Source organism: Acinetobacter sp. ANC_7588 (genome assembly GCF_056783995.1).
This window is the reverse complement of the sequence record NZ_JBWYIU010000004.1, coordinates 235,072-247,102: the sequence shown is the minus strand read 5'-3', so window position 1 is coordinate 247,102 and position 12,031 is coordinate 235,072. Positions and strand designations below refer to the sequence as shown.

The 12,031-nt window shown below is 37.9% G+C and carries 11 protein-coding genes; 5 read left to right on the top strand and 6 right to left on the bottom strand.

Translation table 11 applies throughout. The features are described from left to right. Positions 1-258: 258 nt before the first annotated feature. The 6 genes from AC1M9J_RS06225 to tssH are packed head-to-tail and all read right to left on the bottom strand — an operon-like array spanning position 259 to position 7,893. Positions 259-1,236, bottom strand: a complete 978-nt coding sequence (locus AC1M9J_RS06225; protein ID WP_481595673.1) for a M15 family metallopeptidase — start codon at positions 1,234-1,236, stop codon at positions 259-261. Next, positions 1,233-1,850 (bottom strand): hypothetical protein, encoded by a 618-nt coding sequence (locus tag AC1M9J_RS06220; protein WP_481595674.1) that lies wholly within the window; start codon positions 1,848-1,850, stop codon positions 1,233-1,235. Before AC1M9J_RS06220 ends, AC1M9J_RS06225 begins: the two co-directional genes overlap by 4 nt. Positions 1,851-1,862: 12 nt before the next feature. Continuing rightward, the gene (gene icmH, locus AC1M9J_RS06215; protein WP_481592014.1) at positions 1,863-2,666 is read right to left on the bottom strand and encodes a type IVB secretion system protein IcmH/DotU; all 804 of its coding nucleotides are present in this window, start codon (positions 2,664-2,666) and stop codon (positions 1,863-1,865) included. Between the two features lie 19 nt (positions 2,667-2,685). Next, positions 2,686-4,050, bottom strand: a complete 1,365-nt coding sequence (gene tssK, locus AC1M9J_RS06210) for a type VI secretion system baseplate subunit TssK (RefSeq protein ID WP_481594548.1) — start codon at positions 4,048-4,050, stop codon at positions 2,686-2,688. 5 nt (positions 4,051-4,055) lie between these two features. Beyond that, entirely contained in the window at positions 4,056-5,174 is a 1,119-nt protein-coding gene (gene tssA / locus AC1M9J_RS06205) for a type VI secretion system protein TssA (RefSeq protein ID WP_481595675.1), read from the bottom strand. Between the two features lie 22 nt (positions 5,175-5,196). Beyond that, positions 5,197-7,893 carry a type VI secretion system ATPase TssH gene (gene tssH, locus AC1M9J_RS06200; RefSeq protein ID WP_481952038.1) on the bottom strand — a complete coding sequence of 899 codons (2,697 nt, stop codon included), beginning with the start codon at positions 7,891-7,893 and terminating at the stop codon, positions 5,197-5,199. A gap of 434 nt (positions 7,894-8,327) precedes the next feature. Here tssH and AC1M9J_RS06195 point away from each other — a divergent pair, with 434 nt between their 5' ends. The 5 genes from AC1M9J_RS06195 (at position 8,328) to tssE (ending at position 12,026) form a co-directional block, all read left to right on the top strand. Beyond that, complete coding sequence (locus tag AC1M9J_RS06195; RefSeq protein ID WP_092766614.1) at positions 8,328-8,915, top strand: hypothetical protein; 588 nt, start codon at positions 8,328-8,330, stop codon at positions 8,913-8,915. A 28-nt stretch (positions 8,916-8,943) separates the two neighbouring features. Beyond that, positions 8,944-9,456 (top strand): type VI secretion system contractile sheath small subunit, encoded by a 513-nt coding sequence (tssB, locus tag AC1M9J_RS06190; protein ID WP_092766613.1) that lies wholly within the window; start codon positions 8,944-8,946, stop codon positions 9,454-9,456. Beyond that, complete coding sequence (tssC, locus tag AC1M9J_RS06185) at positions 9,449-10,930, top strand: type VI secretion system contractile sheath large subunit (RefSeq protein ID WP_092766612.1); 1,482 nt, start codon at positions 9,449-9,451, stop codon at positions 10,928-10,930. The genes tssB and tssC overlap by 8 nt, the downstream gene beginning before the upstream one ends. A gap of 44 nt (positions 10,931-10,974) precedes the next feature. Continuing rightward, complete coding sequence (locus AC1M9J_RS06180; RefSeq protein WP_092766611.1) at positions 10,975-11,478, top strand: Hcp family type VI secretion system effector; 504 nt, start codon at positions 10,975-10,977, stop codon at positions 11,476-11,478. Between the two features lie 68 nt (positions 11,479-11,546). Beyond that, complete coding sequence (gene tssE / locus AC1M9J_RS06175; RefSeq protein ID WP_092766610.1) at positions 11,547-12,026, top strand: type VI secretion system baseplate subunit TssE; 480 nt, start codon at positions 11,547-11,549, stop codon at positions 12,024-12,026. The last annotated feature ends 5 nt before the right edge of the window (positions 12,027-12,031 follow it).

The following is a 12,031-nucleotide window of genomic DNA, read 5'->3' as shown; positions in this document are numbered from 1 at the left end:
GATGGTAGTGTGGGGTTACCCATGTGAGAGTAAGTCATCGCCAGCTCATTATTCTAAACACCCCCTTCAATAGAAGGGGGTGTTTTTTTATGTGAAAAGAAAAATAAATAAATAAAATTAAGGGAAATGCATGGGTACGGGAAAATTAACTTCTAAATCGATGTCTTTACATAGTTAATTACAAGCGCAAAATATATCAATAAATACAAAAATGCCTGTATCGTTAACAGGCATTTTGAAAAGAGAATCAACGGATTATTACTGTTCTATATTGCTTGCCATTAAATTACCTTGTTCAGCTTCTCGCATGAAACGATCATGAGTTTCCTTGCTACGAACCAAGCCAGGCATTCGATATTCTGTATGACCGTAGTCATGAATTTTTGTCCAACGTCCTCCCCAAACTAAACCGACAGTCTCAGCAACTTGACCATATAACTGATAGCCACGCATAGCCCAAGGATCACGTTCAGAAATAACGACTTTACCATCTCGCTTGAATGCGACATCAGCTGCCAAACCAAATTGGTGATAGCTACGGTATGCAGTCGCTAAAGTGGTTGCTTTATTCCGAGATAGGCTATTTTGTCGTGCAGGACTACGATAACCCTCTAGTAATACTAATTCATAGCCATGTTGTTCCTTCATAATTTTGAAGACCATAAGCAATCGTTGTTTATAGCTTGGATGCATCTTGTCCCACTTACGATTTACCATTGAAGTATCGAGATGACCATGAGAAAACTCTGAATTTTCTACATTAGGAATAGTTGTAGATGAAACAGAACCGCCAGTTTGAGCTTGATATTGTTGCTCAAGACGTACAGCTTCAACGATTGCTGCATCGACGAGACTTTCTTCAACCTCTGGTGGAGGGGAAAGAATTTCCCCATTTAATAAGTTATAAATTTGAGGATCAGCTTTCTTTAAATAGTTCGCTTCTATTTTTGTAGGATCAACGGGTTTTGTAAAAGCAAAAAGCATAATACTGCTAAGTAAGAAAAAACCAGCAATGAGTATCCACCATTGCTGTAAGTGCCAATGCGTTTGAATTTGGTCTGCTGAAGCAGCATGATTCATTTCATGTGCAAATTTACGTGCGTTTAAAAGCTTTTTTTTACCTTGTGGTAATAAGCTTTGTGCAAAATCTATTATTTTTTGTCTTATCTCATAAGACATCAATAAAGTCAGTGCGATGATTAATATCACAAAACTGACAATGATAAAAAAAATCACGGTGCAGGTTCTTTAGCAGTTCGTGTGACTGAAACTTCTACGCTGGCTACAGGAATATCAATATTTTCATCAGTGTCAGCTTTACTTTCAGCAACTTTATTTGCATTGGCTGTCGTAGGCTTAGACTCAGGCTTTTTTATGGTTTTCGGTAATGCTTCAGTTGTGGTCTTTTTTACTGGTTCTGCTTTAGGTGGAACTTGGGGAGTTTTGTTACTTAAAGGTTGCGCTTGATTAAAAGTTGATTCAAAGGGATTTTTACTTGAAGTCACTGGTTGAGTTGCTTGAGCAGAGTTTGTTTGCTGATGTTTGAAAATATTATTAAGCTCATTTAGCTTGGGTTGAGCTTGGTGATATTCATCAGGTTCAGATTGCTCGTTTTGATCAGCTTGAGTGACTCCTGAATCAATATTGGATAATTTATCATTTGAGTGTGTTGAATCTGTATCTGCTGCGTTAATCGGTTGGAAGCTTGGTTGATTTAAATAGGTATAAAAAGCTAAAGATGTGGCAGAGATACCAATTGCTACACCAATGATCCCACTTACTAGAGGCGAAATTTTTTTATTTTTTTTAGTAGGTGTAAGGACTCTAATATTTTTCTTTTCTTGGCTCATGTTGAATATCTTTTATGGTAAATGAATCGTTATGTGGGCCTGTTCAGCAGGTGCACTAATGACATTATTATATTGAGTCATGGCTTTGGTCTCTTGTTGACTGAGCATATAGCGAAGTCCAGAAAATGCCAATAATGCAAAGAGGAGTAAAAATAAGAGAATCCAAGCGAATGGAAGTTCTCTATGAATAATGTTTTTAATTTGATCAGGCAATGCAGCGAAAGGTGAAAAGAGGGCTTTTTTACCTTTTAAATAATCTATTTCATCGCCTACGCGTGCAACCAAATGATTTAAGCTTTCAATTGATTCAATACGGTATTTACCTTGAAAACCTAACAGTAAACAGTAGTGAAAAACTTCTAAAGCCGCTAAGCGATCTTTTCCACGAGTCCTAATTTTTTCTAATAAGTCAAAAAATTGATAACCTGCGAGTTGAGATCCAAATAAAGTTAACTGAAGAGGACTAATTAACCACGAATTTTGTAAATGGAAATAACTAGGGTCCTGTTGTGTGACAATCGTTTCATCAAGTAATGCACAAAATGCATATTTTGCATCATGGATATCCTCGGCTGAGAACTGCAACTTCTTCGCTTGTAATTCGAAACGTTGTAGTTGATCCATGATTTTTTGGCGAAATTCATCGACATTGTCAGGAACGTATTGGTTACGAATTAAAAAAACGATATAGAAACCGTCATGCATTAAATCAACCAAATTAGAAGACTGTGTCAATTTATTCTGTTGCTGTGGTGTAGAGCCTGCTCCAATCTGACCGTCATCGAACAGTGAAGGTGCTCCATTAGGCATATTCATATTTTTCTCTTCTCAATCTCTAGCCATTCATCACTGCGATGAGTTCAATACTGATATCTTGGAATCCAGCAGGTACATAAATACAGATGGTTTCAGACTCCAACATGCGTTGATAGAGTTCATGATGAGGTTCAATTTCAAAATAACTCACACCAGAGCGGACTGGAATCGCAGTAGGTACTTGCATCAAATGGTGAATCGGAATAGCAGGCAATGCAGAGACGACACGTTGCTCAACATCGACTGTTGTGCCCACTTTAAAACGTAGTGGGACAATTTGTACAAGTTCGTGTGTCTGCATCATCGAACTAGACACAGCAATATACAGACGAGATTCGCGAGTGATCTTATCTGACTCTAAGCTACCAACCCAATACGAAGGACGTATTTCTTTAAGACTGATATTGAAGTATCGACTTGAAATGATTGTGTCGAGTAACTCTCTTAAAATGACATCTAACTGCGCAAAGCTATCTTGTAAATTATGATGTTGATATTGAGGTAAATGTTCAACTTCATAGGCTGTTGAGAATGTCAGTAATGAGCCAGTCAATCTGAGTAATTCAAAAAATAAGCGTTCAGGGTGAATTTGGGGATGAGTCAATAAATGGCTGAGAGTTGCATGAGCAGTATTCAATGCATTCACTAGCCAAAATGAAACAATGTCACCTGATCTAAATTCAATTAATTTTTGTTCGTTTTCGCGATTGTTGGTTTGAATAGTTTTGATTTTTGCTTTAATGACATTCAAGGTACGTTTTAAATTAGCAACCAATGACTCACATGAAGCAATATGCAAAATTGGTGGAATAAATTTTGTATCAAGTTCAAAGCTTCCTGAACTATGACGCTTAATTTTTCCTATCGGCAAATATAAAAAACCATCCAGTTCATGAGGAGTATCATTCTGAGATTCCAGTAATTTCAGCTCAGCACGACGACGAATGTAAGTAATTTCAGCAGGTGTGGCATCTGTGAACAAATCATGAGTTTCATTCAGATACGAATGATATCGACTTGGTTGTGTCGAAGCCTCATGGGCGATATTACGCTTGTTTGGTTGAACGATAGGGAGCGCAAGAAAAATGGTCATTTCACCACGGAAATTGAGCTCATCGAGCAGTACGGGCTGAGGTAAAAGATCTCGCGAAGGAGCAGCGTAAATTTCACCATCTTGCCAAATCATTTCAATGTGCTCAATTGCTAGCACATGGGTCGTTAATTGAGATTCATCAAATTTGAGCTGTTGTACCCCATATGCGAATGGAATGGTGGCGCGAATAGTTTGATTTAAACGCTGTTCATGATAACTGTCTTGAATTTGAAAGTGCTGCGGTCTTAAAAATAGACCTTCACCCCACAGTACTTTTTCTGCTTTAAACATTGAGATTACCATTCATTAGATTCATTGCTATTTTTTACACCCAAGAGTTCATGGACTGATTCCAATGGGTTGTTATCGTTTTTAATGACTTGTGCGAGCCATTCATGAAGCGGCATTTGGCTCCATTTAATGGTTTTTTGAAGCATATAACTCACAGGACTATGTGGTTCATTTGCTTGAAAATAATCCGCAATATCTTTAAGCACCCGCATTGCTTGTTCACGATTTTGTAGATGACTTTGTGGTTGAGGTTGAAATGACTGCTGAGTTACTGCTGCTTGTATCTTTGCTGTTGGAGCAGAATTTATATTTGAATTGTTTTCTTGGAATTGTAGGTCTTGATTCATGTCAGGAGTATCCTCAGACATTAAAAATGCATCTGCTTTATAAATTTTTTTCAGTGTTTTATGTATGTCTTCCAACTGAGAATCAGTATTTGCGAAACTTGGAGCATCTAATTGCATCAGTTGATCAAGTACTTGCTTGAGGGTATCCCAGTGCGTCAAAATTTCTAAAAAGAACTGATAATTGTTGTATTGGAAACTTTTTGAGGTATTAAATAAGCTTTGTTCGAACTGCTCGATTTCTGGATGATTCTGAGAAGATCCATAATCATCAGCATTTTTTAATCTTACATTTTGTTGATGCAGTAATTTTTCATAATCGTAGATTGAATAGAAAGGAGCTGAATTGATGAGTGGAACACGTTTAATCAAAGCAGGTAATTGAGAAGTCAAACCTTGCAATAAACCCAGACGTTGATCTAAATCATCATCTTCAATTTCAGGATGTATATCTTTCCAATAATTGGATAACATACGATGCGAAAGCTCAAGGCTACGAGCGACTCCTTCATAACCGTAGAGTTGACTCCAAGCCTCGCTTAACCAAGTCAATAAACGAATATCTTTACTTTTTTGAGTCAGAACATCGATACATTTTGCCGAAACAAATGACCAATCTGCTTGTTTAGGTTCAGCTACCCAATCCCCCATATCTAAGAGCGGATCATCTTGGGTTTTCGCTTTCTTGATCTCATGAAATTCATTCGAAAAAGATAGATCTTCGCCACAGATCGCTTGATCTGAGATTGGTTGAAGTAGCTGTTCTATATCAATGTTCATATTAATTTATATACTCAAATAATTATGCTTCAACAATTTTCTTTTTGGTGGCTTTACGCTTTTTCGGTGCTGTTGTTGGATCTAATCGATACTCAATCAGGTCATCTTTGCTATCAATTTGAATTAACTTAGGGACTTTGTTATCCGCCAAGGCGATCAATATTTGTGTTGCAAGTTCAGGTAAAACTGAAGAGTTTAGAATATTGTCGACATTACGTGCGCCACTATCGACTTCTGTACAGCGACTTAAGAGTAGTTCCACCAAATCATCCGTATACTCAACACGTGTTTGATATTGTTTGAAAATACGATCAGTAATTTTGCCTAACTTATGATGAATAATACGCACAAGCAGATCATCATGGAGTGGGAAGTAAGGCACGATACGCATACGCCCCAAGAAGGCAGGTTTAAACTGTTTATATAAACTTGGTTTTAAATGTTCAATTAAGTCTTCTGCCGTAGGCCATTCTTCTACAGGTTTAGTCAAACAGGCCTGCATAATTGCGCTTGAGCCAGTGTTAGAGGTCAATAAAATTGTGGTGTTTTTAAAATCGATAACACGTCCTTCACCATCTTCAAGTGTGCCTTTGTCAAAGACTTGGTAAAATAACTCTTGAACATCTGAATGTGCTTTTTCAATTTCATCTAACAAAACAACGCTATACGGATTGCGTCTAACAGCTTCAGTGAGGACACCACCTTGACCATATCCTACATAGCCTGGAGGCGCACCTTTCAATGAGGAAACAGTATGAGCCTCTTGATACTCAGACATGTTAATCGTGATGAGATGAGATTCCCCACCATACAGCTCATTGGCTAAAGCTAAAGCCGTTTCTGTTTTCCCTACACCACTTGGTCCAACCAACATAAATACCCCTTGAGGCTTGTTTGGATCTTCAAGTTTTGCTTTAGAAGTTTTGATTCCTTGAACAAGTTGATGCAGGGCATAGTCTTGCCCCATGACTCGTTGTTCCAGTTTTTCTTCTAAACTTAGAATTTGCTTTATTTCGTCATTGACCATTTTTCCTACAGGAATACCAGTCCAGTCTGAAATAATCTCATTAATGATTTGTGCATTAACACGTTCAAATACCAGAGGTTGTTCACCTTGTAATATTTTTAAATCGGATCTAAGTTGCTGAATCTGATTTTTAAAATCATTAATGTGTTCTTCATCTTTTAATTCAGAATTTTTTTGCTCAAGTGTTTTGATTTTTTGAACAATTTCTAGTTCTTGTTTCCACTTTTCAGTTGTGGCATTTAACTCATTTTCTATTTCAGTGATCGTATTTTTAAGATTGGAGAGGCGTTCGTCATGCTGTGGGAACTGATTATTCTCTTGTTCCAAAATATCTAATTCAAGCAATAAATTATGATATTGAGCATGTAGCTGATCTAACTTTACCGGCTGAGCATTCTGAGTTAATGCCACACGAGCGGCAGCAGTATCTAAAACACTCACTGCTTTATCTGGGAGTTGTCGACCAGCAATATATCGATGTGAAGAATGAACAGCAGTCACAATGGCTTCGTCATCGATTTGAAGATTAAAGTGTTTAGCCATGACAGGAATCATGGCGCGAAGCATATCAATCGCAACTTCTTCAGTCGGTTCTTCAACTTTGACGACTTGGAAACGACGACTGAGCGCCGCATCTTTTTCAAAATATTGCTTATATTCAGCCCATGTAGTTGCAGCAATTGTTCTTAACTCGCCACGTGCTAAGGCTGGTTTAAGGAGATTCGCCGCATCATTTTGACCAGCTTGACCGCCTGCACCAATCAGTGTGTGTGCTTCATCAATGAAGATGATGATAGGATGAGCGGAACTTTGAACCTCTTGGATGACTTGTTTTAAGCGATTTTCAAACTCACCTTTTACACTTGCACCTGCTTGTAATAGACCCATATCAAGAACATGGATATGTACATTTTTTAATGCATCAGGCACTTGGTTGTTGGCAATCTTCAGCGCTAAACCTTCAACGACAGCAGTTTTACCTACGCCTGGCTCACCTGTTAAAATAGGATTATTTTGACGACGACGCATCAGAATATCCAACATAAGGCGAATTTCAAACTCACGTCCAATGACAGGATCAATCCCACCGTTCAGCGCTTTTTGAGTCAAGTTAATGGTGTATTGATCTAGTGCAGGTGTTTTTGCATGAGATTCTGAACTATGAATCGTATCCTGACCCTGAACATCATTTTGATGATCAGCTTGAGGGAGATGCTCTTCAATGCTAGCTTTACAAATTTCTATAAATTTGTGTTTCATCGTATCAATCGGGAACAGATCGAATAAACTCGATGCACGAAGCGCGATTTGATATAAATCTCCTGCAGTCAATAACGCAACTAATAAGTGCCCGCTACGGATGACTGGGGTTTGATCTGCGGAAGCAATAAGCCAAGCTTGTTCTAGCAGACGTACAATCGATTGAGCAAAAATAGGTGTACGCGTATTGCCTTTGGGCAAGTGCGAAATCGTTTCTTGTAAATCATCGATCAGTGCATTTTTAGAAATTTTATATTGATCGAGCAAAATAGAGAGATCATTTTTTACGTTTTGATTTAATAATTCGAAGAGTAGATGTTCAATTTCGATTTCGTAATTTTGTTGATTAATACAATAATTTGCAGACTTTTCTAGTGCTGTTCTTGTCGTAGGAGATAGTTTTGTAATCAAAATTTTCAAGTTATTCATCAGAATTCTCTGTATTCAAATTATTTATAGTTACTTAAAATAAACCTACATAACGTCTATTTTTAAGATTTTTAACGACTAAATATTTAATAAACAATAATTTTTAGTATGAAAAAATTCACCCATATTTTTTATTCTACCTAAATAAAGGTGATAAAAAAACTATCCTATAGTGTGAATCGTTTACAGAACTATATAATTTTGTAACTTAAAAAACTTAATTGTTTCTTTATTATAATGGTCATAATGTTGACTAAGTTTGCATTTATAAGTTTAAATTTTAATTAAATCTAATATATATAGAAGACATTGCTCTAAACATTGAGTGTGTTAAAAAATGATTTAATGAATCATATAGTTAATGTAAATTTAATAATAAATGAGGGTGTATTTTGAATACTAAAATTCTGCTTACAACTCTGCTAATTGGGTTGGGGATGGCGTCTACAACTTACGCAGATGAAGTAAAACTCAAAAGAGGTTGTGTTAAAGATCATCCATTAGTAGCGGGTGAAACAGACCAGACATTGCTACAAATTTATGCTCAAGCATGTGATAAAAAAAATAAAGACAACAAAAATGGTTTTCTAGCACAAGCAGCTCAGCGTTTTCAACAAATCGGACAAAATCAGAAAGCACTTCAATTGGTGAACAGTCTTAATGCACAAAATGTTCAGCACTCATCGTTAACAGATACTAAGTTTTTAGCTGGAATCGGAATCGCGAATGAGGCATTAGAGCAAATGCGTGGACCAGAAGTACGTTATTTGACTGAAGAGACTTACGAACCTGCGTTGGCACTTTCTGAAGCAGTTAAAAAAGCTAAACCTTTGACTGTAATCGAAACCAAAGTTGAAGAAGCACCTAAGCGTGTTCAAGAGACTCGAACTACTCGACAGCCTGCACGTACGACGCGCCGTGCATCGACTCCAGCAAAAACAACACCCGCTAAAACAACGACACCTGCGAAAGTTGAAAAACCAGCAGCACCCAAACGTGAGAATCCATTTGGCTCGTTGAACTGATCAAATTACAAATTTAGGAAAAAATAATATGGCTAAGCGTGAAAGTGTTCAAAAAAAATTACAACGCATCCGACCACCTCGAGTACAACTGACGTATGACGTAGAAGTAGGTGATGGTAAAGAAATAAAAGAACTTCCTTTTGTTGTTGGTGTATTAGGGGACTTCTCAGCAGCATCTGAACTTGAAAGAACCAAACTGAAAGATAAGAAATTTATTAATGTAGATTTGGATAACATTGATGAAGTAATGAGTTCGCTAGCACCAAGAGCAGCCTTCCAAGTTGAAAACACAATTTCGGAAGAGGGTGGAAATATGTCGGTAGATCTTACTTTTAACTCAATGGAAGATTTCCGACCTGAAAATGTTGTTCAACAAGTTGACCCTTTACGCAAATTGGTTGAAGCGCGTGAACGTCTTTCAGATTTGCGTAATAAAATTTCAAATAGTGAACGTCTAGAAGATCTGCTTGATGAAATTCTTCAAAATACAGATCAAGTACGCAAATTAAGTGCTGAAGCAGGAGGCGACGACCGTGAGTAATTTACAAACCGCACCTGCGACAAGCAATGCTGTTGAAGAAACGAGTCTTCTAGATTCGATTGTTGAACAAAGTCGAATTGCGCGTAACGATGATGAACATGTTCGTGCGAAAAATTTAATTGGGGAATTAGCCAAAGAAGTTATGGCTGGAACAATTACTGTTTCAGAAAACATGACGGTCTCAATAGATAAGCGTATTGCTGAAATTGATGCTTTAATTTCTGCTCAATTAAGCAAAATTATGCATCATGAACAGTTTCAAAAGATTGAGTCGACTTGGCGTGGACTTTACTATTTCTGTCAAGAAACACCTTCAAATCCTTTAATTAAAATCCGCATTTTAAATACCACTAAAAAAGAATTGATTAAGGACTTCCAAGGCGCAACTGACTTTGATCAAAGCACATTGTTCAAAAAAGTGTATGAAGAAGAATATGGTTCTTTTGGTGGTGCACCTTACGCAACTTTGATTGGTGATTTTGAATTCGATCGCACACCGTCAGATATGTATCTTTTAGAACAAATCTCTCATGTTGCCGCTGCCTCTCATGCACCCTTTATTTCAGCAGCAAGCCCTTCAATTCTAGGTCTTGAATCTTTCACTGAAATTGATCGTCCTCGTGATGTATCTAAAATTTTTGAAACTGCAGAATATGTACAGTGGCGCTCATTCCGTGAAAGTGATGATTCTCGCTATGTGGCTTTAACTATGCCACGTGTTCTGGGTCGCCTGCCTTATGACCCTAAAGAGGGTTGGGCAACAGAAGGCTTTAACTTCGTTGAAGAAGTCTCAGGTGAAGATCACGATCAATATCTCTGGATGAATGCAGCATACGGTTTCGGTACACGTTTAACGAATGCATTTGATATGCATGGTTGGTGTGCAGCAATTCGTGGGGTTGAAGGTGGTGGTTTAGTAGAAGGCTTGCCAGTACATACCTTCAAAACCAATGATGGTGAAGTCGTATTTAAGTGTCCGACAGAAGTTGCGATTACGGACCGCCGTGAGAAAGAGTTGAGCGATCTCGGTTTTATTCCATTAGTACACTGCAAAAACACAGACTACGCAGCGTTCTTTGGGGCTCAATCGACCCAAAAGCCTAAGAAATATGATAGCGATACAGCGAATGCAAATTCAGCACTCTCAAGCCAGATTCAATACATCATGGCTGTGTCGCGTATTGCGCATTATTTGAAAGCAATGATGCGAGATAAAGTCGGAAGTTTTGCTTCAGCTGGAAATGTAGAAAGCTTTTTGAATGATTGGTTATCTCAATATGTATTACTAGATGATGGTGCATCACAAGAGGCCAAAGCTAAGCGCCCGCTTCGTGAAGCATCTGTAAAAGTTGTGGAAGACCCGGCGAACCCTGGTCACTACAAATCGGTCGTGTTTTTAAGACCGCACTTCCAGTTGGACGAGTTGTCGGTATCTTTGAGACTTGTCACTGAGTTACCTCAGTCCTCTAATTAAATAGAGCAACTTTATAATAACGTTAAATAAAACAGGAAATCTTCATGAAAGATATATATGTTCAATTTCGAGGAAAATACAAAGTAGACGGCGAATCTCGTGACACTGAGCACAAAGATTGGTTGGAAGTTAATTCTTGGTCTCATAACATCCGTCAGCCTAAATCTGCGACATCTTCAAGTGTTGGTGGTCATACTTCTGAGCGTGTTGAACATTCAGACATGTTATTCGTTAAAGATTTAGATGCGACTAGCCCGAAACTTTGGGAAGCATGTTCTGCTGGTTACACTTTTGATGAAGTACAAATCGATTACTACCGTGCGAATGGTGATAAGCGTATCAAGTACCTTCAAATCAAATTGAAACATGTTCTAGTTTCAAGCGTAACACCATCTGTAAATGCTGAAGGTGTTCCGACTGAAGCATTTGGTTTGAAATATGCTGCTGTTGAATGGACATACAACCAACAAGATATCGATGGTACTCAAAAAGGTGCGATCACGAAGCAATGGTCACTTTCTAACAACACTGCAAGCTACAAAGCTTAAAGTCTTGAAAGTGAGAGGAGTAGGGGCTGACTTAAGTTGGCCTTTATTCATCTTTTAGAGTAGGCAAGATGAAAACAAATTTAGATCATCTTTATCCATTTGGCTTCCGTGCAACTTTATTTGACCGCTTGATTCCAGAATATGAGGATCAGATCAAAGGCTTATCTATGCAAGAGCTACGTGAATCTGTTGCACATGACTTGGAAGATCTACTCAATAGTCGAGTAGCCAAGTTTGATCAAATTGATGACTTCCCTACGGTTAAAGGCTCGATTGCACAGTTTGGCATTATTGATTTTGTTGGATTATCAACAGCCAATCCAATGGATCGAGACAAAATTTGCCAATCTATTCAGCAGTCCATTGCGGCACATGAACCTCGCCTACGACAAATTCAAGTTGAAATGTTGTTAGACAGCGACAATATGGGCGCACTTTGCCTCAGTATTCAAGCATATTTAAATATCCATCCATTGTATGAGCCTGTAGTTTTTGATGCTTTATTGAAACCAACGACACAACAATATGTAATTTCGGCTAGATCTTAAGATTG